General features: G+C 48.2%; 21 protein-coding genes and 3 pseudogenes. 5 read left to right on the forward strand and 19 right to left on the reverse strand.

The window, feature by feature from the left end; translation table 11 throughout:
* Window positions 1–18: 18 nt before the first annotated feature.
* Window positions 19–1,368, forward strand: coding sequence for a 1-acyl-sn-glycerol-3-phosphate acyltransferase (locus NC981_RS19635; protein WP_348244479.1), 1,350 nt, complete (start codon window positions 19–21; stop codon window positions 1,366–1,368).
* 251 nt (window positions 1,369–1,619) lie between these two features.
* Here NC981_RS19635 and NC981_RS19640 read toward each other — a convergent pair whose 3' ends face one another.
* Window positions 1,620–3,446 (reverse strand): hypothetical protein, encoded by a 1,827-nt coding sequence (locus NC981_RS19640; protein WP_348244480.1) that lies wholly within the window; start codon window positions 3,444–3,446, stop codon window positions 1,620–1,622.
* 178 nt (window positions 3,447–3,624) lie between these two features.
* Here NC981_RS19640 and NC981_RS19645 point away from each other — a divergent pair, with 178 nt between their 5' ends.
* Window positions 3,625–5,724 carry a caspase family protein gene (locus NC981_RS19645; protein WP_348244481.1) on the forward strand — a complete coding sequence of 700 codons (2,100 nt, stop codon included), beginning with the start codon at window positions 3,625–3,627 and terminating at the stop codon, window positions 5,722–5,724.
* Window positions 5,725–5,749: 25 nt separating this feature from the next.
* On the opposite strand, the gene NC981_RS19650 is transcribed toward NC981_RS19645, so the two are convergent.
* The 6 genes and pseudogenes from NC981_RS19650 to NC981_RS19675 all read right to left on the reverse strand — a co-directional run bounded on the left by NC981_RS19650 (window position 5,750) and on the right by NC981_RS19675 (window position 10,006).
* Window positions 5,750–6,919 carry an ATP-binding protein gene (locus NC981_RS19650; protein WP_348244482.1) on the reverse strand — a complete coding sequence of 390 codons (1,170 nt, stop codon included), beginning with the start codon at window positions 6,917–6,919 and terminating at the stop codon, window positions 5,750–5,752.
* Between the two features lie 410 nt (window positions 6,920–7,329).
* Window positions 7,330–7,470: pseudogene (locus NC981_RS19655) on the reverse strand (DUF1643 domain-containing protein); the annotation flags it as partial.
* Between the two features lie 58 nt (window positions 7,471–7,528).
* On the reverse strand, window positions 7,529–8,140 hold the full coding sequence (locus NC981_RS19660) for a hypothetical protein (protein ID WP_348244483.1): 612 nt from the start codon (window positions 8,138–8,140) through the stop codon (window positions 7,529–7,531).
* A 91-nt stretch (window positions 8,141–8,231) separates the two neighbouring features.
* A complete protein-coding gene (locus tag NC981_RS19665) occupies window positions 8,232–8,783 on the reverse strand; it encodes a thylakoid membrane photosystem I accumulation factor (protein ID WP_190378187.1) in 552 nt (183 codons plus the stop codon).
* Window positions 8,784–8,840: 57 nt separating this feature from the next.
* Window positions 8,841–9,137: a hypothetical protein gene (locus tag NC981_RS19670; RefSeq protein ID WP_348244484.1), complete on the reverse strand. Its 297-nt coding sequence runs from the start codon at window positions 9,135–9,137 to the stop codon at window positions 8,841–8,843.
* Between the two features lie 26 nt (window positions 9,138–9,163).
* Window positions 9,164–10,006 carry a VanW family protein gene (locus NC981_RS19675; RefSeq protein WP_348244485.1) on the reverse strand — a complete coding sequence of 281 codons (843 nt, stop codon included), beginning with the start codon at window positions 10,004–10,006 and terminating at the stop codon, window positions 9,164–9,166.
* Window positions 10,007–10,289: 283 nt separating this feature from the next.
* Between NC981_RS19675 and pruA the strand changes: the two genes are divergently transcribed.
* Window positions 10,290–13,259, forward strand: coding sequence for an L-glutamate gamma-semialdehyde dehydrogenase (pruA, locus tag NC981_RS19680; protein ID WP_348244486.1), 2,970 nt, complete (start codon window positions 10,290–10,292; stop codon window positions 13,257–13,259).
* Window positions 13,260–13,335: 76 nt separating this feature from the next.
* Here the strand turns inward: pruA and glgX are convergent, their stop codons facing one another.
* Both glgX and obgE read right to left on the reverse strand, forming a co-directional pair.
* Window positions 13,336–15,471 carry a glycogen debranching protein GlgX gene (glgX, locus tag NC981_RS19685; protein ID WP_348244487.1) on the reverse strand — a complete coding sequence of 712 codons (2,136 nt, stop codon included), beginning with the start codon at window positions 15,469–15,471 and terminating at the stop codon, window positions 13,336–13,338.
* Window positions 15,472–15,821: 350 nt separating this feature from the next.
* A complete protein-coding gene (gene obgE, locus NC981_RS19690; protein ID WP_348244488.1) occupies window positions 15,822–16,898 on the reverse strand; it encodes a GTPase ObgE in 1,077 nt (358 codons plus the stop codon).
* Between the two features lie 130 nt (window positions 16,899–17,028).
* Here obgE and NC981_RS19695 point away from each other — a divergent pair, with 130 nt between their 5' ends.
* Window positions 17,029–17,709, forward strand: coding sequence for a Uma2 family endonuclease (locus NC981_RS19695; RefSeq protein ID WP_348244489.1), 681 nt, complete (start codon window positions 17,029–17,031; stop codon window positions 17,707–17,709).
* Here NC981_RS19695 and NC981_RS19700 read toward each other — a convergent pair.
* The 7 genes and pseudogenes from NC981_RS19700 to NC981_RS19730 form a co-directional block, all read right to left on the reverse strand.
* Entirely contained in the window at window positions 17,706–18,584 is an 879-nt protein-coding gene (locus NC981_RS19700; RefSeq protein WP_348244490.1) for a ChaN family lipoprotein, read from the reverse strand. The two genes, NC981_RS19695 and NC981_RS19700, sit on opposite strands and share 4 nt — an antisense overlap.
* Window positions 18,581–19,861, reverse strand: coding sequence for an aminopeptidase P family protein (locus tag NC981_RS19705; RefSeq protein ID WP_348244491.1), 1,281 nt, complete (start codon window positions 19,859–19,861; stop codon window positions 18,581–18,583). The genes NC981_RS19700 and NC981_RS19705 overlap by 4 nt, the downstream gene beginning before the upstream one ends.
* Window positions 19,858–20,481: a TetR/AcrR family transcriptional regulator gene (locus tag NC981_RS19710; RefSeq protein ID WP_348244492.1), complete on the reverse strand. Its 624-nt coding sequence runs from the start codon at window positions 20,479–20,481 to the stop codon at window positions 19,858–19,860. Before NC981_RS19710 ends, NC981_RS19705 begins: the two co-directional genes overlap by 4 nt.
* Window positions 20,482–20,646: 165 nt before the next feature.
* Window positions 20,647–20,886, reverse strand: a pseudogene (locus NC981_RS19715) (type II toxin-antitoxin system HicA family toxin).
* Window positions 20,887–21,105: a type II toxin-antitoxin system HicB family antitoxin gene (locus NC981_RS19720; RefSeq protein WP_348244493.1), complete on the reverse strand. Its 219-nt coding sequence runs from the start codon at window positions 21,103–21,105 to the stop codon at window positions 20,887–20,889.
* 1 nt (window position 21,106) lies between these two features.
* On the reverse strand, window positions 21,107–22,495 hold the full coding sequence (gene asnS / locus NC981_RS19725) for an asparagine--tRNA ligase (protein ID WP_348244494.1): 1,389 nt from the start codon (window positions 22,493–22,495) through the stop codon (window positions 21,107–21,109).
* Window positions 22,496–22,502: 7 nt separating this feature from the next.
* Window positions 22,503–22,892 (reverse strand): hypothetical protein, encoded by a 390-nt coding sequence (locus NC981_RS19730; RefSeq protein ID WP_348244495.1) that lies wholly within the window; start codon window positions 22,890–22,892, stop codon window positions 22,503–22,505.
* Window positions 22,893–22,937: 45 nt separating this feature from the next.
* On the opposite strand from NC981_RS19730, the gene NC981_RS19735 reads away from it, so the two are divergent.
* Window positions 22,938–23,213 (forward strand): DUF6439 family protein, encoded by a 276-nt coding sequence (locus NC981_RS19735; protein ID WP_348244496.1) that lies wholly within the window; start codon window positions 22,938–22,940, stop codon window positions 23,211–23,213.
* A gap of 4 nt (window positions 23,214–23,217) precedes the next feature.
* Here the strand turns inward: NC981_RS19735 and NC981_RS19740 are convergent, their stop codons facing one another.
* The 3 genes and pseudogenes from NC981_RS19740 to NC981_RS19750 all read right to left on the reverse strand — a co-directional run.
* On the reverse strand, window positions 23,218–23,847 hold the full coding sequence (locus NC981_RS19740; RefSeq protein WP_348244497.1) for a HEAT repeat domain-containing protein: 630 nt from the start codon (window positions 23,845–23,847) through the stop codon (window positions 23,218–23,220).
* 136 nt (window positions 23,848–23,983) lie between these two features.
* Window positions 23,984–25,366 carry a photosystem II reaction center protein CP43 gene (psbC, locus tag NC981_RS19745; protein ID WP_190378172.1) on the reverse strand — a complete coding sequence of 461 codons (1,383 nt, stop codon included), beginning with the start codon at window positions 25,364–25,366 and terminating at the stop codon, window positions 23,984–23,986.
* Window positions 25,350–25,490 (reverse strand): annotated as a pseudogene (locus tag NC981_RS19750) (photosystem II protein D2); the annotation flags it as partial. The gene psbC and the pseudogene NC981_RS19750, both read right to left, overlap by 17 nt.

A 25,490-nucleotide genomic window follows, 5' to 3' on the forward strand; every position in this document is an offset into this window, starting at 1 on the left:
TTGTAGGAGCTTCCGATCGTGCCGCACCCGCGTCAATTCGTCCAGCCACCTTTAGAATTCATCCCGCCTGACCTCGATCGCAACATCCTGCGCGTGGCACGATTGATCCTTCCAGTGTGGATGCGTCGCAAAACCTCGATCGCCAAAATCGATGCGGTGAACGTCGAACAGCTTGCAGAACTGTATCAGCAATTCCAAGCTGGAAAGATCCGGCTATTGCTGGCCTTTCGGCATCCCAGTGCAGACGATCCGTTTTGCTTGATGTATCTGGTTCACTATCTTTTACCGCGAACGGCACGCCAAACAGGAATTCGGCTCCAATCTCCCACTCACGCCCACTTTATGTACGATCGCGGCATTCCTTTGTGGGCGGGTGCTCACATCGGCTGGATGTACTCTAAACTCGGCGGCACTCCTATTCATCGGGGCAAGCTCGATCGTGTCGGATTAAAATCCGCCCGCGATCTCTTAACAAATGGACAATTCCCGCTAATGGCAGCCCCAGAAGGCGCAACCAACGGACATAACGAGATTGTTAGCCCGCTCGAACCCGGTATCGCGCAAATGGCTTTTTGGTGCGTTGAGGACTTGCAGAAAGCCGATCGCTCAGAACAAGTTGTGATTGTTCCAATTGGAATTCAATACCACTATGTGAAACAAGATTGGAAACCTGTAGATCAGCTTTTGAAATCGCTAGAAGCAGACACAGGAATTAAGCCGAATACCTCAGATCGTTATGCGAGATTGTACGCGATCTCAGAACATATGCTAACGGTCATGGAATCATTCTACAGAAGGTTTTATCACCAGGATTTACCCTCCGTTGAAAACGCTGAACCGAATGCAAGACTGGCACTCCGGCTTGAGATTTTACTCGATGCCGCTTTGACGGTGGCAGAACAGTATTTTAACTTGCAAACAAAAGGCAATGTGATCGATCGCTGTCGTCGGCTAGAGCAGGCAGCCTGGGATCTCATCTTCCGCGAAGATCTCAAACTGGGCGAAATTCCTCCGGTCGATCGCGGACTTGCCGATCGCGTTGCTGAAGAAGCGAGCTTAAGAATTTGGCATATGCGACTGGTTGAAAGTTTTGTTGCTGTGACCGGAAAGTATGTGCTGGAAAAACCGTCGCTCGATCGCTTTGCCGAAACCACGCTGCTGTTGTGGGATATGATTACGCGGATTAAAGGCGGCAATGCGTTTAAGCGACCTAAGTTAGGGAAACAATCAGTTTTAATGACTATTGGCGATCCGATTTCAGTTAGCGATCGGGCTGCTGTTTATCAAAGCAGTCGTCGTGCAGCTAAACAAGCGGTTGCTGATTTAACTCAAGATTTGCAAATTGCAATGGAAAAAATGATCCTGTGATCAACCAGAGTAAAGAAACTTACTCGGTAAATTTTTTGAACTGCGATCGTGTCGCTCCTACGATCGCAGTTCATACCAAATTGATTTTTGAGTGCGACAGATCTTGGAAGCCCCCTAAATCCCCCACTCGTGGGGGACTTCAAGCCAAATCTGTTTCGGATTCTCAAAGTCCCCCAGTATGGGGGATTTAGGGGGCGAAGGATCTGTCGCATCAACAAATTGATTCGGTATCAACCCTAATTTGTTCAGCCCTAATTCGTTCTCTGTTCTTCTTCAGCGGTACGTTTTGGTTTGCCACCCGAATTGCGAACATTCACCAACTTACCGAGTAAATCAAACCAAAACGGCGCACCCATCGCGATCGCAAGTCCGCTCACTGCCCAGCCTGCAATCATTTGCAGCAGACCCAGCAGGAGGTTCAGCGGATTTGAAGCAGCAACAGATTGCTGGGACGTGAAACAACGGTTATAAACATCATTCCAGGCTGCGGCAGTTCCAGAAACGGTCTGACAGCCCAGTTGCCGCGTTAGATTAGCTGGACTCCAGCCGATCGGAAACGGAATGTCTTGCAGCGCTTGATCAGTTGCGGCTTTTAGCTCATTAAGCTGTGCTTGAGTAATCACCGGATTTTGAGCGTTCTGAGTTGTCACTTGAGCAGCACGATTCGTAATGACGCGTCGTAGACTGTCATCACCTGCTAAGCGACTGGAGATATGAAATGTATCAGAATTTGTCGTCGTCGCTAGGGCAAGACCGAGTATAAGCGCGACCCCTTTTGCGTTGCGTTTATACACTCCAGAAGCGCGAGACATCGATCGATCGAACCAAGTCGCAACCTCATCGCGAAACTGATTAATCTCGTTTTCTGTTCTCTGCACCCGCGTTTGTGCCCGTCGCGCCAAAATTGACATACTTTCCTTCACTGTATCCGGCAGACGGCTCAGTCCATCGCGAATCTTTTTATAAGACTGATACTCTGTATACATCTTCTGCTCTTCCGGGGTGAGATCCTTCACTGCATTTGAGAGAAAGATCTGCTGGAGGCCATAGTCTAAGTCTTCAAATTTCGTCGGTTGATCCAGAGCATTCGGATCAAGCCCCATGCGGTAATCTTCGATCTGAGACCGGAGTGAAGCATTCACCTGAGCCTCGATCGGGCGAGCTTGATTGGCAATGCGATCGTAAGCAGCAGCGACTTCTTGATGCGTCGTGGTACCTTGATTGACGAGTTCTGCAATCTCGGCAATGCTCGGTCTCAATCCGCCAGCGAGGACGGCGCGATCGTTGTTTTGACCAAATAGGCTTGATTTATAAGACTGCAATCGCCGCACATACAGCTTAGTGTCAGAAAAGCTTTGATCTAAGTTGGAGCAAGCAGCGATGTAAGCATCTAATCCTTCTCCGAGTCGCGCAATGCTCGTTTCGAGATCGGCTTGTCCAGATTGATAAGCTTTGAGGATGTGATCGTAATCTTCAACCAGCAAGCGGAAGTTTTGATCGGCACTCAGGCTCGGTTGATTTGACTTGGCAGCGATTTCTCGAATTGCGCCGCGCTCCCAGCCATCCTTAAAGGTGTCATCCGAGGGCAATTCCACTTCTCCATACTGATTCACCCAATAATGCCCCGCAATGCGATCGACAAATTTCTCAAATCGCACTGCTGAGAGCTTATCGACCATTGAATTCACACCCAAACGCTCGATCAGCGAAGTTGCGAAAGTCTCCGGGGCGATGTAGGACGGGCCTGTTGCTTGATTGCCAAACGCTCCAGGTCGATTTCCGGGAACCAGGGCGCGAGTAATTTTCCGAAACCCTTGCGCCATTACGCCTTTTGCTTCTTGATTGACATTCTTGAGCAGAGGATCATCATACAATTGCGCCACTAAATCCCGAACGCGCTGTTCTTCTGGGGAATGAATGCCGCCTCCAAGCAGCACCTCGATCGAGTCTCTTAAGTGTTTGGCTCGCCATTGCAGCACTGTTGCGATTAGCTCTTGTATCTCTGATGCCAACAAACTCAAAATTAGATAGGTAAACACCAATCCGATCGCAATCTCTAAAACAAAAGGTAAACCCATTGATGATTCTCCCTGACACCGATTAAACGGCTTACATGATACACCTGACCTTGCAGTGTATCGGCTTATTCTCAGTACAGCAAAAGATCGAAGCAAAACGTAAGCGATCCAGATCGATGCGGGTTCCGAGAAGAATCTCAACCTGCTACTCTGAAAAAGAGAGGCGCGGGATCAGGGCATGAAACGTCGATCGCTATTGCAAGCAGCCGGAATCTTTTGCGGAGCCTGGGGAGTCGATCAACTCTTACTCGGTCGTGCGGCTAGAGTTTTGGCACAGCCCACGCCGCGCAAACTCGCGCTCTTGGTTGGGATTAACCAATATCGCAATTCATCGTTAAATGGTTGTTTAACCGATTTGGAATTGCAAAGGGAACTGTTAATTCATCGCTTTGGGTTTCATCCCAGTGATATCGTGGTTCTCACAAACCAGAAAGCCACGCGATCGCAAATCGAAACGCATTTCATAGAGCATTTGACTCGACAAGCGCAACCCGATGATGTGGTTGTGTTTCACTTTAGCGGATTTGGCAGCTTACAAAAACTGGGTACGACCGCAGATGATATTCAGCCTGTTTTGCTAACGGTAGATGATCCAAAAGAAGACGCGATCGCCAACGCGCTTTCTCAAGACACCTTATTGTTATTGCTGCGATCGCTTGCAACTTCACAAGTCACAACGGTTCTGGATGCAGGATACTTTTATCCTGGCTATTCACAGCGCGGTAACTTAAAGCTGCGATCGCGCCCCAGTGACCCAGCTTCTCAACTGATCGCCGCAGAACTGGAATTCCAAGAAACGCTGCTTGCCAGTACCGGACTCGATCGCACTCAAGCGCGGGTGAGATGGCGATCGGGACAACTGCCCGGAGTTGTTCTCTCGGCTGCAACAGACCAACAGTTGACGGCAGAATCGCTGTGGAATGGGTTTACTGCAGGATTGTTTACTTATGCGCTGACGCAACAACTGTGGCAAGCAGCACCCGAAACCACTTTGCGGATTAGCCTGCAACAAGCTTCGGAACTGATTGCGAAACGGGTGGATAGCAGGCAACAGCCAACATTAATAGGGCAAAAAAACCGCGATCGTCCCCTTAAACCTTTCCACGTTGCCGCGATTCAACCACCCGCAGATGGGGTAATCAGGGAGATCGACGATAAGCTAGTGCAACTCTGGCTGGGAGGACTACCGCCACAAGTGTTAGAAGCGTATAGTCCGGGTGCGGTGCTGCGGGTCGAAACGGACGATCGTCCCCTGTTACAAATTGCTGAGCGTAATGGATTGGTTGCAAAAGCGCGATTGCTAACTGAATCAGCAAATTTACAGATTGGGCAACGAGTTCGAGAAAGAATCCGCACCTTTGCAAAGGATGTCAAATTAGAGATCGCAATCGATGCCGCTTTGAATCGGGTTGAGCGGGTGGATGCGGTGAGTGCGCTGTCTGGATTGCCAAGAGTATCAGCCGCGATCGCGGGAGAACAAGCGGCAGACTATCTATTCAGCAAAGTTGAGGAAACGACTCAAGTGGCAGCGCTGACTTCTGATGCGATGAAAGGCACGATTCCACCTGCGAGGTATGGCTTATTTTCGCAAGGACGGGACGCGATCGTAGGCACATCGGGTGAATCGGGTGAAGCCATAAAGTTAGCGGTTCGCCGCCTTGCACCACGACTGCAAACGCTTTTAGGGGCGAAGCTGCTGAGCTTAACCACAAATTCTACGGTTTCTGAGTTGGCGGTGCGAGCATCGCTTGAGGTCAACGATGTTAAGGTAGCAGCGCAACACACCGAGCGATCGTCTGCGGCAACGGTTATGCCTTCAGATGGAAAAGTTCTTGCGCTTCCTGTCGGAACTCCGATTCGGCTACGGATTGAAAATGGAGAGTTGAGTCCGATTCATTTTTTGGTGTTGGGGCTTGATCACCAAGGAGCAGGTATTCTGTTAAATTCAATGCAGAATGGACAGGCGCAAACGTCGATCGCGCCGAGCGAAGCCGCGATCGTTCCGCAGTCTCTTACAGATTGGATTATTCAAGCTCCCTCTGGACTCGCTGAAATTTATCTAGTTTGCAGTCGCGTTCCGTTTCAGCAAGCGCAGGCAGTACTCGGTTCAGGAACAGGATTTGTGCGCTCTTTGCCTAACTTTCTTGAGGTTGCACAAGCAGTTTTACAAGATCTTCATTGTGCAAGCGGCACATCCTCCTGGATTAACGCTTCTGAGCTTTTTGCGCTCGATGTCAGTGTTTGGGCAACGTTTTGCTTTTCTTACCAAGTAGTTTGAGGGCAATAATTAAACGGCTTTCAATTTAGACTGTTGCGTCGATCGGCAATTCGATCCGCATGATCGTTCCTTGCCTTAATTCGCTCTGCGCTGCGATCGTGCCGCCATGAAGCTCGACGCATTGCTTGACGATCGCGAGACCCAAGCCGCCCCCCGCGATCGTACTCACGTTCTTTGCTCGATAGAATGGCTCAAACACCAGAGCCACCTCTTCGGGTGGAATGCCTAGACCGCGATCGCTCACGATCAGCGTCACTCGATCTCCGCAGTATCGAACTTCTAAATCGATGTCTTCTTCTGAGAATTTGAGCGCATTACTGAGCAGATGAGTCAAAATCAGCCGGAACAACTCAGCATCAAGATTAACTTGTGGTTCACCAAAAAATCGAGACTGGATGCGGTACTGAGGCTCGACAGTAGAAAGAATTTCCAGACACAACTGATGCAGATTGAAGGGAGCGGACTGCGCTTTGAGTGTAGCTGCGTTCGTTCTTTCAAGGGTTAGCGTGTTAGTCAAGATGGTTGTCATGGCTTGAATCGCATCGCGGATTTTTTGGAAATAGCGCGATCGTCGTTCTGATGAGCAGTCTGCACCGAGCCGCTCGATCAATTCAGCCGAAGTGAGAACGATCGCCAAAGGTGTACGAAGTTCATGAGAAACGGTGGTGACAAGTCGTGATTTGAGGGCGTGCAGTTCGTCGAGGGCTTGGGGAATTTCGCTCTCTAGACGTTGAGATTTTGCAGTTTCTTGCTGCAAGCACAGACTCATGATTTCTAATTCAGTCGTGCGTTCCTGAATGACTTTTTCAAGGTGCTGTTGATACTGATACTTTTGCAGTGCAATTTTGATTGCGCCATAGAGAGCAATGGGATCAATTGGCTTTACTAAATAGCCGAATAAATCTGCTGTTTCGGCAGAATGAAGTATGGCTAGATCAGGATAACCTGTGAGAAAAATCACTGGAATTCGCCAGCGATCGTAAATTATTTGAGCGATGTCAATTCCGGTTTGATCGCCTTTTAATTTGATGTCTAAAAGAACAAGATCGGGTGCCGTATTTTTAACAAGTGATAGCGCGGAAGATGCACAGTCAGCAATTCCAGTGACCGCATAATTCGCGGCTTCTAATCGCGCTCGCAAACTAAGTGCAACAATCGCTTCATCTTCGACAATAGCAATTTTTTCGCCCGCCATTTTAGATTGACCTGTCGGCAGAGGTGTGCGGAATAGCAGGATTTCCAGAACCGAAGACTGCGCGATCGCAGAACAGTTTGATAAAACTAAGGGCGAAATTCATGGCGCTGAATCAATGCTTAAATGCGAAAAAATATGAGTAAAAAATGCTGATGAGGGTGCTAAGTATCACTAGAACAGACTCTGCCTAAAACATTAGCAAAAACTTCACTGTAAGGCTAACTCAACTCAATAAAATTTATTCTAGTGACAAAAACTATTTTATTGAGTGTAGTTTATCAGGCAAGTAGCGAATTCTGACACAAGCTTGTCACAAAACTTCTACGAAAGATTAGCATCAGGTAATTCTTTCTATCACCTTAAAGGCGTGTTACTACATACTTCTGGAATAGAAATATCAGCTTTCAATGCTATCTACTTCTAATGCTATCTACTTCTAAGGTAGTGTCCCAGCGTTTTGCAAATCCAATACAGCGCCGAATGGTTGGATCATTGTGTTCTGCGTTCGCTGGATTCGGGTTCAGTAGGACAAAACCAACGCGAGGCGCAGAATCCCAAGACCGCTAAAGTGCATAGCGATACGTTTGATTGGGATCAAAAATTGCGCCATCACCCGATCGGCACTCGTCCCGGTCGCACTGCATGAATATATTCACTGCCTGACTCTGGAAATCCTCGACGGTAAACAGCTTCTTCAGGCTTACCCCAACCGAGTTGCAAGATTAGTTCTAGGGTTTCCGCTTTTCCCTGCTGGCTCAAGACTGCCCACTCCGATCGCGCATCAATTCGCTCAATGTCTTCCTGAGTCACCCGTTGATGCAGTTTGCCGCTATTCAGACTCAGATAAGAATCAAATCCGATCGTGACGGAGCGCCAAAATTCGATCATCTTTGCTTTCTCAGCTTTGAGAATTGCCAAATCAGACGGCAAGCTAATTAACTGCTCGTGGATTCTGGGGCAGCGGCACGTTTTACCTTCGATCGTTAGAGCCGTCCAGACGATGCCCGAAACTTGATGCTCGATCTGGTACTGGTGAATGGCACTCCGGAAGTCGCGGTAAGCCGTAAAGCGCTGGATGCCGTCTGAGTTAACAAAGCGATCGAGCAGTGGATTAATTCCAGACGGCATTGCGGCAAGATTTAAGCGTTGCCCGTTGATGCAGGCTTGCCGCTCTCGTGACAGAATTTGGAGTAGTTCCTCAGTGCTGTAGGTGTCGGGCATCTCAGGAAGAGGGGCTAGGTGTCCTACTCGAAATCTTATCGAGGAAATCCGCTCGTGTGGGCTTTCTTGACGTGATTCTTAAGGATCAAGGTTATTTCGTCTGCGGAACCAGCTCCGTGTTGATTTCGTTCACCGGACGGCGTTTGAGAATCACGGACTCCGATCGTGGCAGAAGATCAAAAATGCTTCGGAATTCATCATCGATCTTTTCGTAAGGGATGGTTCCGACTTCGTTGAGCCGCACTTTGCCGTTTTGGTCAAAGACCAGAGTTTGCGGCACAAAGCCTTTGTAGTAGTAGCCAGGTTCTTTCGGGTCAAACTTGTCTTTCACAGGAAGCGAATCGACCCGGATCGGCATAATGTCAATCACGCGACCGTAGAAGGCTTGCGCCTGCGAAACGACGCTGGAGTAACGTTTACAGTCGCTGCTATCGTCGGTGTAGAACACCATCAGGACAGGTTTTTTCTGGTTGAACGCATCCGCTAACGTGACTTTTGGCGGCACCAGTGAGCCGTTTCCGGCATAAAGCGCAAAGATTTCGCCATCAAAGCGATCGTCGTCGAGACTTGCCCAAGCGGGTTGTGCGATCGTGAAACAAAAGAGCGCGATCGCGACAAACGCCAATACGAAGCGGTTAAACATAAAGGTCAGAGAAATGAACGTCACTATGAATCCATTGTGACGGAAGAGGGGAGCAGTTTACTGATCCTGTTTTTCAGGCTTGCGGATGGTGAAGGAGACTTCGCGGGGGAATTTTGGGGTCGAGGATTGAGTGAGGGTTGGGGATTCGACTGGAGGCGCTTCAGGTGTTGGAAGATTGATTAAGTTGAAGGGAAATCCTGCCCGTCGATCGAAGTTTGAGGCGATCGATAAAGCTGCTCCCGCCAAGATAAAAAATGGCAGAGGCAGCGTCAGTTCTTGCGCCCATTGAAAGACTTGAGATAGAGCAAAGAATACCAAAAAGCAAATCAATCCAAACTGTACGGCTGAACTCATGCGTCTTTGTTTCGCGCTACAAGCTCTTATAGTACACCTGATTCTGAAATCAGGGCTTCTTTCTGAGTGATCTCAGATAAGTCGATCGCATATTTCACTTCAGCAAAGTTTGTAATTAAAAGTTCTTCATCTAGATGATTTCCGGTGCGTTTATCGATGCGCGATCGCCAAATCTCATTGGAACGATAAACGCGATCGTTCTTTTGAATAAAGCGATGATTCCGCTCAAAGACATGATAGGTATAGGGCCAATTTGGATCAGTGTAAACTGCACCTTTTAGATGATTTTCTGTGAGCCACACTCGGATTTGAAACGGCTGGTCAGTGGGATTATAAAATCGAAGATCAATGTAGTTGTAAAAAATCCCGGCTCCACTACCAAAGGGTAAGGTACGATTTTCATCGGGAAAGGGATCAAAACTGTGATGATGACGCTCAATCACGGTTAATGGCGTATGAAGCGCCATCCAATATAAAAGGTTGGCTAATTGACACAAACCGCCACCGATCCCGGTTTTGACTTCTCCACGCGAAAGCTGCATTCCCTCAACATAACCCTTTTGTGCGGTCGCCTCTCCGACACAGTTCCAGAGCGAGAAGGTTTCACCAGGTTGGATCACAATTCCATCGATCGTTCGGTGTGCAAGCTGTAGATTCGTAATTTTATTTTCCTGCAATCTTGGGTCAGAATCACCTAACTTCCGCCGCAATAACGATTGATGTTTAACACAACTAAAGGGTAAGGATTCAGTGCAGATTTCTTCGGCGAATTGACGACCTTGGAAGCGATCGTTCATTTGACGAAACAAGCGTTTTTGATGAATACGAGTGTGGTAAAGCAGGGGATGTAATTCAGAAAGACGGGGCATAATTTGATTGTTATTTTGTAGGATGCAAAAAATCCTACAGTAGTAGATCATTAAATTCGGAACATAAATTAAAAACTACAAACTTTGTAACTTACGCTCCAAAAATCTCCTTCCGAAACCGGGAATAAATGACAGACTATAAATATCCTCTGGTTTTAGTGAGGATATGTGAATCTTCTTTGTCATTTCCTGCTGTGAGGAACATGACAGATTTGAGAATGGAACTGTAAGAGATTAAGCACTTGCCCCGAATCCCAGATTATCTATTGGAGACGTTGAAGTTATGGTGAGTCAGGCTTTTCATGACCGTTACGAATCTCAGACGCAAGCGATCGCACGCCAACTCCTCAGTGCGACTCGTGAGTCGCGATCGTGGTTGGCTCAGATGCGGGATCAGATGCAGTGGGATGATAAGCTGCTGGGCTGGGCAATGGGCAATCCGGGATTGCGGGTGCAGTTGTTTCGCCTGATTGATTGTTTGCCGTCGCTGCGAAGTAAGCCCGAAATTGCTAGACATTTACAAGAATACATGAGCGATCGTACCGTCGAACTTCCGGCGGCTCTGAAAAGTTTGCTTAACTTCGCTAATGCTGAGTCAATGCCCGGACAACTGGCTGCAACCACGCTTTCTACTGCGGTGGAAGCGTTGGCGCATAAGTACATTGCGGGTGAAAATCTCAAGCAGGTGTTGAAAACGATCGAGCGGCTGCGAAAAGAAAAGATGGCGTTTACGGTCGATCTGCTGGGTGAAGCGGTGATCACTGAAGCGGAGGCGCAATCGTATCTCGATCGTTATCTCGATTTGATGGCGCAACTAACCGAAGCCTCGAAATCCTGGTCAAAAGTTGAGCAAATCGATTTTGCCGAGGGTCAACCGCTGCCGAAAGTTCAGGTTTCGGTCAAGCTCACAGCATTCTATTCACAATTCGATCCGTTGGATGAAGAAGGCAGTAAAGCGCGAGTTGCCGATCGTGCTCGAACCTTGCTGCAACGCGCTCAAGAGCTAGGAGCAGCCGTTCACTTTGATATGGAGCAATATGCTTACAAAGATTTGACGCTCTCCACGCTGAAAGATTTGCTGCTAGAAGACGAGTTTCGATCGCGCTCTGATGTGGGCATGACAATTCAAGGCTATTTGCGCGATAGTGAGCAGGACTTACAAGGCTTAGTTAATTGGGCAAAAGAGCGCGGAACCCCGGTAACAGTGCGATTGGTTAAAGGAGCATACTGGGATCAAGAAACGATCAAAGCGGTTCAGAAGGATTGGGATCAGCCTGTGTTTAATGACAAAGCTGAAACCGATGCGAACTATGAGCGGTTAACAGAACTATTGCTCGAAAATCATGCGGTGTTGAATGCTGCGATCGGTAGTCATAATGTACGATCGCAAGCTCATGCGTTAGCGATTGCCAAAGATCTGAACATTCCCAAACATCGAATTGAGTTTCAAACGTTGTACGGAATGGGCGATAAGTTAGCGAAAGCGATCGTCAATCAAGGCTATCGCGTTCGGGTGTATTGTCCTTATGGCGAACTGATTCCGGGAATGTCGTATCTGATTCGTCGATTGTTGGAGAACACGGCGAATAGTTCATTTTTGCGGCAGAACTTAGAAGAACGCCCGATCGAGGAACTCATCGCCGCTCCGAAAGCGAACGGACAGCTTGAACTGAAACCTTTAGATAAGTTCGAGAATGCAGCCGACACCGACTACGCCGATAGTGCCAAGCGCGATCGCATTCAAGCAGCACTTCAATCAGTGCGGCAACAGTTCGGAAAAACCTACTTACCACTAATCAATGGTGAGTTTGTTGAAACCGATCAAAAGCTCAAGTCCGAGAATCCATCGCGATGCAGTGAAACGGTAGGCACGATCGGCATGATCAGCATTGAGCAAGCAAATCAAGCGATCGACTCTGCGAAAGCAGCGTTTCCCGCATGGCGACGGACTTCTGCTAGTGAACGCGCTCAAATCCTTCGCAAAGCTGCCAACCTATTTGAACAACGGCGCGAAGAATTGATTGCTTGGATGACCTTTGAGGTGGGTAAGCCTGTGAAAGAAGGCGACGGAGAGGTTTCAGAAGCGATCGATTTCTGCAACTATTACGCCGATGAGATGGAACGGCTCGATCGAGGCGTAGACTATGATTTCCCTGGTGAAACGAACCACTATCGCTATCATCCTCGCGGAATTGTTCTAGTGATTTCTCCCTGGAACTTCCCCTTAGCAATTCCATTGGGAATGACGGTTGCAGCTTTGGTGGCTGGAAACTGTGCTTTATTGAAGCCTGCCGAGACTTCCTCAGTGATTGCTGCCAAAATTGCAGAAGTGCTAATCGAAGCAGGAATTCCTCGCGGAGTGTTCCAATTCATTCCCGGTGAAGGTCATACGATCGGCGCACATTTGGTTAAGCATCCTGATGTCCACATGATTGTATTCACCGGATCGCAAGCCGTCGGATGTCAAATCTACAAAGATGCTGCCGTTCTACAACCCGGACAAAAGCACTTGAAGCGCGTTGTTGCTGAAATGGGTGGTAAGAATGCCATCATCATTGATGAAAGTGCAGACTTAGATCAAGCCGTTCAAGGTGTGGTGCAATCTGCTTTTGGATACAGTGGTCAGAAATGTTCGGCTTGCTCTAAAGCGATCGTCCTAGAACCCGTCTACGAAACCTTCCTATCGCGATTGATCGAAGCCACACGATCGCTCAATATCGGAGAAGCGGAACGACCAAGTACAAAAGTTGGTCCTGTGATCGACGGTGAAGCACAACAGCGCATCCGAGACTACATCGAAAAAGGACGGACTGAAGCGGAAGTTGCGATCGAGCTTCCCGCTCCCGAAGGTGGCTACTACATCAGTCCTGTGATTTTTGCCAATGTTCCAGCCGATGCGAAGATCGCTCAAGAAGAGATTTTTGGCCCAGTGTTAGCAGTGATGCGAGCAAACTCGTTCCAAGCAGCATTAGAGATGGCAAATGGAACGCCTTACGCCCTGACGGGTGGATTGTATTCGCGTACTCCTTCGCACATTGAGCAAGCACAGGCAGAGTTTGAAGTCGGCAATCTGTACATCAATCGCGGCATTACAGGCGCGATCGTCGCTCGTCAACCCTTCGGAGGCTTTAAGCTCTCCGGCGTGGGTTCTAAGGCAGGCGGAGTCGATTATCTGCTCCAATTCCTAGAACCGCGCGTGGTGACAGAGAACGTTCAGCGTCAGGGATTTGCGCCGATCGAGGGCGCGGAATAACTTGATTACCTGCTGCATGAATCCTGTCAGAGATTCCTGCAGCAGGTCTACTCAAACAGCAGAGGGTTTTGCACACCTAAGCTTTACCGTTTCCAGATTGCAAGATAACCAACGATCGACCCATAACCGGAACATTCTTCGTCCCTGTGAAGATAATCTTTTCATCCAGGAAGCGCGGCTCTTTTGTATTGATCAGTGCTGTCCACTTGCGTTGGCGTAACCGCTCAGGCAAAACAAAATCAATCATTTCCCAATGAGCATTAAACAGAAGTAGGAAGCTATTGTCTTTAATGCGTCCACCTTTCGGGCCTCGATCGGGCAGTTCACTACCATTCAGAAACACCGTAATTGCTTTGGCGTATCCATTACACCATTGCTCAGTGGTCATTTCATTACCATCGGGATTAAACCAAGCAATGTCACTCACACTCGAACCGTGAATTGCTTGACCTTGGAACCAGCGCTGTCTACGGAACACAGGATGCGCTTGGCGGAAATGAATCAATCGCTGTGTGAAATTGAGCAAATCTGCATTACGATCGCGCAACTCCCAATCTAACCAAGACAGTTCATTATTCTGACAGTAAGCATTGTTGTTGCCGGATTGAGTCCGACCCATTTCATCGCCCATGACGATCATCGGAATGCCCTGCGACAACATCAAGGTTGTGAGAATATTGCGCTGTTGTCGATCGCGCAGTCTCAGAACTTCAGCATCATCGGTTTCACCTTCCACTCCGCAATTCCAGGAGCGATTGTGGCTTTCACCGTCGCGATTGTCTTCACCATTTGCTTCATTGTGCTTTTCGTTGTAGCTCACCAAATCTCGAAGCGTGAAGCCATCGTGCGCTGTGATGAAGTTGATGCTGGCGTGAGGTCTTCTACCATTGAGTTGATAGAGATCTGGACTCCCTGTGAATCGATAACCAAATTCGCCGAGCTTACCATCTTGTCCGCGCCAAAAGTCGCGCATTTCATCGCGATATTTTCCGTTCCATTCTGACCAGAGAATTGGGAAGTTACCCACTTGATAGCCACCATCCCCAACATCCCAAGGTTCCGCAATCAACTTCACACCTGCAAGAATCGGATCTTGATGAATAATGTCGAAGAACGACGCTAAGTTATCTACCGCATACAGTTCCCGCGCTAGTGCCGATGCTAAGTCAAACCGGAAACCATCAACGTGCATTTCTGTTACCCAATAGCGCAAGCTATCCATAATCAGCTTGAGCACTTGGGGGCTTTGAACATTCAGCGAATTGCCACATCCGGTAAAATCCATGTAGTACCGCTCATTGCCTTCGACCAAGCGATAGTACGTTTTGTTATCAATGCCTCGCAGTGAAAGCATTGGGCCGCAGTGATTTCCTTCCCCGGTGTGATTGTAAACCACGTCCAAAATCACTTCGATCCCAGCTTCGTGCAAAGCTTTGACCATTTGTTTGAATTCTCGCACTTGTCCACCTAGGCTCTTATCCGCACTGTAGCCGGAATACGGCGAGAAGAAGTTAATCGAATCGTAGCCCCAATAGTTGCTTAAGTCTTTGCCGGCTAGATGCCCTGGATGCGCCAGGAAGTGATGCACAGGCATGAGTTCAACCGCAGTCACACCCAGCGCTTTCAAATGCTTGATCGCCGCTGGATGTGCAACTCCGGCATAAGTTCCCCGTAGCTCTTCGGGAATATCAGGATGGTTCTTTGTGAATCCCTTGACGTGCATCTCATAGATTACGGTTTCATTCCAAGGGGTTTGTAGGAGTTGATCGCCCTGCCAGTTAAATGATGGATCAACCACTACACACTTAGGCACTAAATGAGCATCATCTAAATCAGAAAAGCCTAAATCTTCTGCTGGATCGCCCCATCGGTAGCTAAAGATTGCTTCACCATGTTGAACATCGCCGTCGATCGCTTTGGCATAAGGATCAATTAAAAGCTTATTTGGATTAAACCGGTGTCCGCGCTGAGGTTCCCATGCTCCATGAACTCGAAAGCCATATCGCTGTCCAGGTGCAACTCCCGGAACATAACCATGCCAAAGAAAGTTCTGTCCTTGGTAGAGCGGTAAACGCAATTCTGAACCATCTGGATCAAATAAGCAGACCTCGACACCAGTGGCGTGTTCGGAAAAGAGGGAAAAATTGGTTCCTTTTCCGTCCCAAGCTGCGCCTAAGGGATAAACTTTTCCTGTCCAGATGGGTGCATACATAGTGAATAAATCCTAGTGTCTTAAATGAGATTCAGTGCGTTATCTAATGATTTTTTGTGATCGCCTAGCAACGTGATCTTGGTAATGCGGCACAAAGGTTTATTAATGCAATTAATCTAGTTGAGAAGCGTTTAGGTTCCCCTCTACCACGGGTGCCAAGTCGCTTTCTGTCCGAGGGGATGTCTCACTGTTGATCCCCAAAACTCCCTATCTCTGAGGAGCTAATCTGTTCGCCCTTAGGCTATCCCTTACGATGATGTGTTAAATCAATAACAATGCAGCGATCGCTGCATTGCTGGATAAGCTGCCAACAATAAAACGATCGCTCACTAAAATAGCGGTCTTTTCTCTTAGCTTCTGGGTTCCAAAGACATGGCTGTTTCCTCGATTGACTCTTCGATCGCGAGTTGTTCTGCTTCTTCCTGCGCTTTCAACTCATCGAGAGTCTGCCAAACTTGCCGCATTAATGTCTCAAGTCCAAAATGTGATACGGCTGAAATTTTGAACACGGTCGTACCGCTCAGTTGTTCTAATTCAGAAACGATCGCGTTCACTTCCTCGCTTTCTGGATCGACCGCATCAAGTTTATTGATTGCAAGAATCTGGAGACGATCGCTTAACCCTCGTCCATAAGCATCAAGTTCGCCCTGAATGGTTTGATAATCTGCGATCGGATCATCGGCAGTGACATCAACCAGATGCAACAGTAATCGAGTCCGCTCCACATGGCGCAAGAAATCATGTCCGAGTCCAATTCCCATGTGTGCGCCTTCGATTAATCCCGGAATATCTGCAAACACAGTGCCATCTCCGGTTGGTTTGCGAACCACTCCCAAGTTTGGAACCAGGGTTGTAAACGGATAGTTGGCAATTTTCGGACGTGCTGCCGATAATGCAGAAATCAGCGTAGATTTACCTGCGTTCGGTAAGCCAATAATTCCAACTTCGGCTAATAGTTTGAGTTCGAGTCGCAGCGATCGTGCTTCTCCGGGTTGTCCTGGAAACGCATTTTCCGGCGCACGATTGCGATTACTCAAAAAACAATGATTGCCTAAACCGCCCCGTCCGCCTTCTGCGATTTTTAGAGTCTGACCCTGCTTGGTTAAGTCTCCGATCACTTCATCGGTTTCGGCATCATAAACCACCGTACCGCAAGGAACTTCGATGATGAGATCGCGCCCCGATGCCCCGGTGCAATTATTCGAGCCGCCTTTCTGTCCGTTATCCGCTTTGAACAATCTCATGTAGCGAAAATCGAGCAGGGTTTGAAGATTTTCGTTGGTTTTGAGAACGATGGATCCGCCGCGTCCCCCATTGCCGCCGTTTGGCCCACCCGCAGGCACATACTTCTCCCGCCGGAATGACACCATGCCATCTCCGCCATCGCCGGCTTGAACCTGAATTTCTGCTTGATCGATAAATTGCATAGCTTTGCGCTGATTCCCAATACTTCTATGTTAAAGGTATGGCGATCGATCAACATTCAATTCTTTATGATCGAGAAAACACACAGATTTCGCATCCTAAAATGAAAGCATCTGCTTTAAGGAAGTTCTCATGGTGTTGCAGCAATCCAAACAACAATCCGTTCCGCCGCTAGCGAGCGGCGATCGTCTCACTCGCGCCGAATTCGAGCGCCGATATGCAGCCACTCCAGAAAACTTTGAAGCAGAATTAATTGAAGGAGTGGTTTACGTGGCATCCCCTGTTAGCGCCTTTCATGGCGATCCGCATTTCAATCTGATCACTTGGCTGGGTATTTACTCTATTGCAACCCCTGGTACACAGGGATCTGATAACACCACAACTCGACTGGATCTTGATAATGAACCTCAACCCGATGCAATGCTGCGAATCGTGCGAGGCGGAACTTCAACTTTGAGCGAGGACAGGTATGTTGAAGGTGCGCCAGAGCTTGTGGCGGAAATTGCAACCAGTAGTGCAGCCATTGATCTCGGTGCAAAAAAGAACGCCTATCGCCGGAATCGCGTTCAAGAATACCTTGTTTGGCAAACGTTTGAGAATCAATTGAGCTGGTTTAGACTGGAAAATGAACAGTATGTTTTAGTGGAACCGAATGAGAGTGGCATCATTCAGAGTCAAGTATTTCCGGGATTGTGGCTAGAAGTGGCGGCATTGTTAAACGGTGAAATGTTTACTGTTATGAATACCTTACAACTCGGACTACAATCTCCTGAGCACCAAATCTTTGTCCAGGAATTAGCAGAACGGTCTTAACGAGTTTTCCAGAAGAAATCGGCAATTGCTTCTTCTTTCAAAAAATGTGCAGGTGGATTCAGCAGCACGGTGGACTGTTTAACCTGCGGAATGCGTCGCGCCACTCGATCAGGAATCCCTTCACCATAAACAATGTGACCTTGACCAACCAGCACAATCATTTGGCGATCGGGATTCTGGTTCAAAAACTGCGCGATCGCATCTGCCATCGTTTCATCCCACAGTACCTGCGCCTGAAAGAATCGCTCAAACCCGCGACTCCTACCTTTGCCAGAGTGAAACGCATTGAACAGTTCCCGTAAGCGATCGCGATATCGCCCCGGCTCTGCGCGAATTTCAGCGATCGGCGGAATGTAGCGCTTTTCTGCCTCGGTGAGACTTTCTAATCCTTGCCGCGCCACTTTGCGAGTGACTTCAGTAGGTGTATTCAGCGCAATTACCGGTAGCTGATTTTGTTTAGCGAAATTGACGATAGGAGAGTAGAATTCCCACGGGAATCCCCAGCGCTTATCGTATTCGGTAAACTCCCGCAGCATCGTCTCGGTTGACGCTCCTGCTAAATAACGATCTAAGCCTGATTGAAAAGGACGCTGAAACATTTCCATGCCGATCGCGATCTTGGGATTTTGTTGATAGAGCGATCGAACAATTTCTAACTGAGCGCGATGATCCGCTTCGCTATCATGCGTTTCGCCCAAATAGATCACTCTCGAAGAGCGCAACTGTTTGAGAACCGCTTGAGGATCTAATCTTTGCTGTGTGGGTGTACTGACCGAAATCGCAGCCGGAAGAGTTTGAGCATCGCTGGGTGCTGTCCATAAAACGAATAAGCTCAACGACAATGCACAGAAGTTTGCAATTGATTTCCGAGTCATGAACCTTGCTCCACAATACTTTCAACCAAACTTGGATCAGTTGGTAGCGCAGCACTCAGCACTTCTGAACCGTCTACTGTCACCAACACATCATCTTCAATCCGAATGCCCCGGACATCAGCAAAATCAGTTAATCGCTCCCAGTTCACCATATCGCGGTATTTTTCACGCCGTTGTGGATCATTGAGAATCGCTGGAACTTGATAAAATCCAGGCTCGATCGTCACAACCATTCCTGCTCTTAGGGGTCGATCCAATCTGAGATACCCAAGTCCAAACCGCGAACTGCGCGATCGACCTGTTTCATATCCTGCTAAATCGCCTAAATCTTCCATATCATGCACATCTAAACCCAATAGATGCCCGATTCCATGCGGAAAAAACAACGCATGCGCATCTTGATCTACTAAATCGGCTGCATTCCCGCGCAGAATGCCTAAATCGAGCAAGCCTTCTGCCAGCGTTTCACAAGCTAATAGATGAATATCGCGGTACTCAACACCAGGACGAATTTCATCAATCGCCCGATCGTGCGCTGCTAAGACAATCTCGTAGATTGCCCTCTGAGTTGGCGAAAATCTCCCACTCGCTGACCAAGTTCGCGTCACATCTGATGCCCAACCTGATTGAGCTTCCGCGCCCACATCGGCAAGAATCAGATCAGAAGGTTCGATCGCATGATGGTAATGTTCATTGTGCAAAACTTCCCCGTGTACAGTCACAATGCTGTTATAAGCACAGGTCATGTTATGCGAAAGAATCACACTTTCCATTGCAGCTCGAATCTGGGATTCCTTTTGCGCCTTGAGAGTTGCCTGCATTCCAGTCCGTTGAGCTTCAACCGTCACAGCAACCGCTTTACGAATTTCAGCGATCGCGCTTTCGTCATGAATTAAACGCAGTTGTACGATCGCAGTTGTAAACTTTGGATCATCTGATACTGCTGCAAACTTTGCTATTTCAGATAGCGGGTAAGCTTCATCGGCTCCAATCTCCGCAGCAATCTGATCACAAGTGGGTGATTCACCATGCCAAAGGGCACTCAAAGGATCAGGATCGTCGAGAAACAGCGTCAAGCGATCGCCTTCGATCCGAATCGCGGCTTTTGGCAAAGACAATCCCGCAAAGTAGAGAAAATGACTGCTCGCACGAAATGGATAAGGATTCGCCGGAAAATTGCGGGGTTTTGGATCTCCCGATCGCAGCAGCACCGGGAAATCAATTAATTCTGCAAGCCGTTGTCTTCTAGACTTGAGCGTGTCAGCCAATCGACTCATGAAGTTTTTTCTGCAAGGACTCCATTTAAAAAGATATCGGCAATTCCCTCTGCCATCTCTTTCATTTCATTCGGAGAACTCCCCGGAGCCATAATTGTATCTTGACTAAATCCAGCGACCGTAAACATTCCCAAAAACACCCGTGCGACCATTCTTGGATTCATCGGGCGATAAATGCCTTGATCCATTGCCGTTTGAAAGAATGCTTCCGCTACATCGGTCATTTTATCAACCACTTCGGATTGAATGCGATCGCGCAAATCCGGATGAAACTGCGCCTCCATGAAACAGACCTTAAACAGATCTGCATTCTGATGCATATTGAGCATTCGTTTCCGCATTACTTGAGCGATCGCTTTATAGCTACCCATCTCACTCAATTCAGTCAGCAAATCGGTCAGGATCTCGATCCAACCCTGCGTTGCGACTTCAATCAGAATTGCTTTTTTATTCGTGAAATGGCGAAACAGTGTTCCTTCTGCCACCCCCGCTTTTTCTGCCAAATCCCGCGTTGTTGTGCCATCGTAACCTTGCTTTGCAAACAGTTTCAACGCCGCTTTCAAGATGCGGGTGCGAGTCTCAACTTCAGCTTGTTGGGGCAGTCGGTTTGTTATTGCCATCGCTTCAATGAACAGAGCGGGATCACAAATATCGCCTGTTATTTTAATTGTGCAAGCAATTGTTTGAACTGTACCTTAAGTGTTATGGAGTTTACAGATTTCAAGAAAGGAAATTGCAAATGCTCAATCGATCGTTGCAAAAGTTGATATCTTCATAGTGCTGTATCAATTCTCTTCATAAGCTTGTAAAAACTCTTCGCGTGAGATATTAGCTTGTGTGCAAATCGATCGCAGCGTTGAGGCTTTGATTTGACGATGATTTGGCAGCGTCAAGGGCGTTTCTGTTCCATCTTCGTTTTTTCAGCTCATCGAAATATGCTGCTTCTCCCGTACTACTTGAAAACCAAGCGATTCAAGTGCCCGAAGCACTCTTGCTTTTGGCGCATCTTGTGGAAATTTGGGCATTTAGAGCGCTGCCTCAGCAACAAAGGCTTCTAGCACGAGCGACTCAGGATCGAGAACCTTCTTCCCAAACGTCTCAATATGAGAACGAACTGCCGATTTAACATCCGCTAACGCCTCTTCATAGGTGTCGCCTTCTCCAACGACAACACCTTCGATTCCTAGAGGATAAGCAATATAGCCATCTGAATGTTTTTCAACAATGATCTTGATTGTTCTCACGCTAAAACTCCACGTTTTGAGGTGTTCGAGGGAATGGAATCACATCGCGAATATTCGCCATTCCTGTCATAAATTGCACCAATCGCTCAAACCCTAAACCAAATCCAGCATGAGGCACAGTTCCGTAGCGCCGTAAATCCAGATACCACCAATAAGTTGCAGGATCTAATCCTTGCTGTACGATGCGACGCTCTAAAACGTCCAGCCGTTCTTCTCGCTGCGATCCGCCGATAATTTCCCCAATTTTAGGTGCGAGAATATCCATCGCCCGAACTGTTTTTTCATCATCACTGAGACGCATATAAAACGCTTTGATTTGCGTTGGATAATCAGTGACGATCGTTGGTTTTTTAAACAATTCCTCAGCTAAATATCGCTCATGTTCCGACTGCAAATCCAAGCCCCATTCAACGGGATACTCAAATTTCTTGTCGGCTTTTTCGAGGAGTTCGATCGCTTTTGTATAAGTAATCCGCTCAAATTGATTGTTAATAATATTCTCTGCGGTTGCTAATACTGAGTCATCAATTCTCTGATTGAAAAACTCCATATCTTCCGGGCAATGCTCCAATACATAGCTGAAAATATATTTCAAAAATGCCTCAGCTAAGTCCATATCGCCTTCGAGATCACAAAATGCCATCTCTGGTTCAACCATCCAGAATTCGGCTAAATGTCTCGAAGTATTAGAGTTTTCCGCTCGAAATGTGGGGCCAAACGTATAGACATTGCTAAACGCCATCGCCATAATTTCCGCTTCAAGCTGTCCGCTTACTGTTAGATAAGCAGGCTTACCAAAAAAGTCTTGCGTATAATCGATGTCTTTTTGTTCATTCAACGGCGGTTGTTTCAAGTTCAAACTTGTTACCGCAAACATCTCACCCGCGCCCTCACAATCGCTTGCTGTAATCACGGGCGTATGCACCCACAGAAATCCGCGCTCTTGAAAGAATTGGTGAATTGCAGTCGCACAGGCATTTCGGACTCGGAACACTGCGCTTAATGTGTTGGTGCGCGATCGCAAATGTCCAATTTCCCGCAAAAACTCAAACGAATGTCGCTTTTTCTGCAATGGGTAAGTTTCGGGATCCGCTTCCCCGTAAACCGTGACCGAGCTTGCTTTCAATTCAATTCGCTGCCCTTTCCCTGGAGACGGAACCAGCACTCCCGACACCTCAACCGATGCCCCAGTGCTAATTCGCTTCAGACTCGCCTCGTAATCGGGTACATCCTGATTAATCACGACTTGCAACCCCGCTATCGAAGAACCGTCATTCACTTCAATAAACGAAAAGCCTTTTTGTTCTCGCTTGGTACGAACCCAACCTTGAATCGTCACGGTTTCATCAGGTTGACCAGCGCGGAGGAGTTCTGCAATACGTCGAGTCATAACAATACTAAGGGCTAGACAAACTATTAGAAGGAGTCGAGGAATTGGTGGGAGTCGGCGTTTTAAGGGTAATGAATGCCAGCGACCAGCCGATCGCAATGCCCAACCCCCCAAATCGTACCGCCTGCCAGAATACTTCTTTCAAGCCAGACCAAGAAAACAGCCGACTTTCCAGATTCAATTCCAGTTCTTCTAATTGTTGCTCAATTTCTCGTAATTCGGCTTTGAGCGCGGCAGATTTTCTCTGAGTTTGAAGCGTTGCTTTTCGCTGCTGTAACGTTTCAAGCTGCTGTTCGTCCTGCTGAACCTGGGCATACCGCCCTTTCAGTTGATCGAGCGATCTCTCAACGTTCTCTAAAGCCTGCTCAAAGTTAATCTCGTCGGAAGAAGCCGCCATGCGTCAGAATAAGTGATGAACGCTTCATTCTACTCACTCTGAATCATGTCAGACACTCTTTCTTCTCAGCCATCCCTCTCCGAAATTAGTACGATCGAACTCGCTCAAGCCCTCGTCGAACGCCTCAGCATCAGAGATCGCGACTGGCATCGCCTCAAATCAAATCGGAAAGCAAGAGCGATCGAACAATCTGCGGTAGCGCTGGTTTACCTACTGAAAGACAACCCAGAAGAAGCGTTACCCCGATTGCAGCAAGCGGTCGGCTGGCTCGATCGCTCGATTTCTGCGCCACCTTGCCCCACCCACGGCAATCGGAGTTAACCGCTTACTCGCCGATCGTTTCCATCGGAATCATCGCCAGTGCGGTACCTGCTTGCACTCGAACCTCCATGTCCGCATCTTGCATGAGTTGATTCAGCAGAGCAACGACCCGATCGCTGGCTTGCCCTTGTTTTGCCATCTCCCCTAGCTCGACCGCAACGGTTAATCGCACTAAATGATCTGAATCAGTTGCCTGCTGTTGAAGCTGGCTGAATTGCTCCTCGCTATGGTCTAGCTGTCCAATTTCTTCGAGAACTGACGTATGGTGATGTTCTTGTGGCTTAGACTCGATCGACAAGTCCGATTCAACCACATCTGAAATTCTGAGTGAAGTTGCCAAGGAAATATCTGGCTCTGCAATCGGCATCATTGACGGAATTGCGATCGTCGAAGCTTCAGAACCCTGAGCAGAAGCTTCAGACTCAGAGAACTCAGGAGCCTCAACTGGTTCGGGACGCTCTGAATCTAGATCAGGTTGCAGTTTGGTTTGATTTGCCTGCTCAAATTTCGCTTCTTGTACAGTATTGGGCTGATAAGAAGTCATCTGGGATTTTAGTTTTGTAGCGGTGCGTGCGGCTGCACTGAGAGCGCCTGCGATCGCGGCGATGATTGTGAGTAATAGTGCAATAGTCATTCTTCTTTACGGTGCAAGTTGATCCTTCTATTGCACTGCAATTTATTTAAGCAATACATCTGACTTGATGCGGACTTTTCTCATGCAAAAAGCCCCCGCACAGGGCGGAGGCTTAGATTTGACCCAAGACTAAAAATTAGTCAAGGTTCGGCATCGACAGCACGGGTTCGGTTTCGCGATCAATTCCTCTCTCGAAGCCTGCAACTGCCGCACGAGCGCGACCTGCATGCCACAAGTGACCGACCAAGAAGAAGAAGCCAACGATGAAGTGGAAGCTTGCCAACCAAGCGCGGGGGTTGACGTAGTTGAACGAGTTAATTTCTGTTGCAACACCACCCACCGAGTTGATCGAACCCAGCGGAGCATGGGTCATATACTCAGCCGCACGGCGCACCTGCCAAGGCTGAATATCGTTCTTGATTTTGTTCAAGTCAAGACCGTTCGGACCACGCAGCGGTTCCAACCAAGGACCGCGGAAATCCCAGAAGCGCATGGTTTCTCCACCGAAGATGATTTCACCCGTCGGAGAGCGCATCAGGTACTTACCAAGACCGGTCGGACCTTGAGCAGAACCCACGTTCGCGCCCAGCTTTTGGTCACGGATCAAGAAGGTCATTGCTTGCGCTTGAGACGCTTCAGGACCAGTCGGACCGTAGAATTCGCTGGGGTAAGCCGTGTTGTTGTACCAAACAAACACCGATGCAATGAAGCCCATCAAGGACAATGCGCCCAAGCTGTAGGACAGGTAAGCCTCACCCGACCAGACCAGCGCCCGACGTGCCCAACCAAAAGGCTTGGTCAGAATGTGCCAGATACCGCCTGCGATGCAGATGAACCCGACCCAAATATGACCTCCAATAATGTCTTCCATGTTGTCCACGCTGATAATCCAGCCTTCGCCACCAAAAGGAGCTTTAGTGAGATAGCCAAAGATTTTAGCGGGGTTCAACGTGGGGTTGGTGATTACGCGGACATCACCGCCACCTGGTGCCCAAGTGTCATAGACACCCCCAAAGAACATTGCTTTGATAACAAGCAGCAATGCACCCAGACCCAAGAGGATTAAGTGATAGCCGATGATGTTGGTCATTTGGTTTTTGTCTTTCCAGTCGTAACCGAAGAAAGACGAATATTCCTCAAGCGTTTCCGGCCCACGAACTGCGTGGTAGATTCCACCCAGACCGAGAACGGCAGAAGAAATGAGGTGAAGAACACCCACAACAAAGTAAGGGAAAGTGTTAATCACTTCGCCACCCGGCCCAACGCCCCAACCTTGAGTTGCCAAGTGAGGCAGCAAGATCAAACCTTGCTCGTACATTGGTTTTTCAGGGATGAAGTGCGAGACCTCAAACAGGGTCATTGCACCTGCCCAGAAAACGATCAGACCAGAGTGGGCGACGTGAGCACCCAGTAATTTACCAGAGAGATTGATTAAACGAGCATTACCAGCCCACCAAGCAAATCCAGATGATTCTTGGTCGCGGTTGCCTGCGAATGAAGGATTAGAGAGCGTTACCACGGGGGAGAACCTCTTCAGGGAATACAAAGTGTTCATGCGGCTGATCCTGAGAAGCCATCCAAGCACGGATGCCCTCGTTCAGCAAAATGTTCTTCGTGTAGAACGTTTCAAATTCCGGGTCTTC

It is taken from the genome of Leptolyngbya sp. DQ-M1 (assembly GCF_039962505.1).
Lineage (GTDB): Bacteria > Cyanobacteriota > Cyanobacteriia > Leptolyngbyales > Leptolyngbyaceae > Leptolyngbya.

What these genes read in the sequence shown, in the direction of transcription:
- NC981_RS19695 (WP_348244489.1), top strand. Translation starts at nt 17,029, where the DNA reads ATGGTGTTGCAGCAATCCAAACAACAATCCGTTCCGCCGCTAGCGAGC.
- NC981_RS19660 (WP_348244483.1), bottom strand. Translation starts at nt 8,140, where the DNA reads ATGCCCGACACCTACAGCACTGAGGAACTACTCCAAATTCTGTCACGA.
- NC981_RS19710 (WP_348244492.1), bottom strand. Translation starts at nt 20,481, where the DNA reads ATGGCAATAACAAACCGACTGCCCCAACAAGCTGAAGTTGAGACTCGC.
- obgE (WP_348244488.1), bottom strand. Translation starts at nt 16,898, where the DNA reads ATGCAATTTATCGATCAAGCAGAAATTCAGGTTCAAGCCGGCGATGGC.
- NC981_RS19665 (WP_190378187.1), bottom strand. Translation starts at nt 8,783, where the DNA reads ATGTTTAACCGCTTCGTATTGGCGTTTGTCGCGATCGCGCTCTTTTGT.
- NC981_RS19730 (WP_348244495.1), bottom strand. Translation starts at nt 22,892, where the DNA reads ATGGCGGCTTCTTCCGACGAGATTAACTTTGAGCAGGCTTTAGAGAAC.
- NC981_RS19705 (WP_348244491.1), bottom strand. Translation starts at nt 19,861, where the DNA reads ATGAGTCGATTGGCTGACACGCTCAAGTCTAGAAGACAACGGCTTGCA.
- NC981_RS19640 (WP_348244480.1), bottom strand. Translation starts at nt 3,446, where the DNA reads ATGGGTTTACCTTTTGTTTTAGAGATTGCGATCGGATTGGTGTTTACC.
- NC981_RS19675 (WP_348244485.1), bottom strand. Translation starts at nt 10,006, where the DNA reads ATGCCCCGTCTTTCTGAATTACATCCCCTGCTTTACCACACTCGTATT.
- NC981_RS19740 (WP_348244497.1), bottom strand. Translation starts at nt 23,847, where the DNA reads ATGACTATTGCACTATTACTCACAATCATCGCCGCGATCGCAGGCGCT.
- NC981_RS19650 (WP_348244482.1), bottom strand. Translation starts at nt 6,919, where the DNA reads ATGGCGGGCGAAAAAATTGCTATTGTCGAAGATGAAGCGATTGTTGCA.
- glgX (WP_348244487.1), bottom strand. Translation starts at nt 15,471, where the DNA reads ATGTATGCACCCATCTGGACAGGAAAAGTTTATCCCTTAGGCGCAGCT.
- pruA (WP_348244486.1), top strand. Translation starts at nt 10,290, where the DNA reads ATGGTGAGTCAGGCTTTTCATGACCGTTACGAATCTCAGACGCAAGCG.
- NC981_RS19700 (WP_348244490.1), bottom strand. Translation starts at nt 18,584, where the DNA reads ATGACTCGGAAATCAATTGCAAACTTCTGTGCATTGTCGTTGAGCTTA.
- NC981_RS19670 (WP_348244484.1), bottom strand. Translation starts at nt 9,137, where the DNA reads ATGAGTTCAGCCGTACAGTTTGGATTGATTTGCTTTTTGGTATTCTTT.
- asnS (WP_348244494.1), bottom strand. Translation starts at nt 22,495, where the DNA reads ATGACTCGACGTATTGCAGAACTCCTCCGCGCTGGTCAACCTGATGAA.
- NC981_RS19735 (WP_348244496.1), top strand. Translation starts at nt 22,938, where the DNA reads ATGTCAGACACTCTTTCTTCTCAGCCATCCCTCTCCGAAATTAGTACG.
- NC981_RS19645 (WP_348244481.1), top strand. Translation starts at nt 3,625, where the DNA reads ATGAAACGTCGATCGCTATTGCAAGCAGCCGGAATCTTTTGCGGAGCC.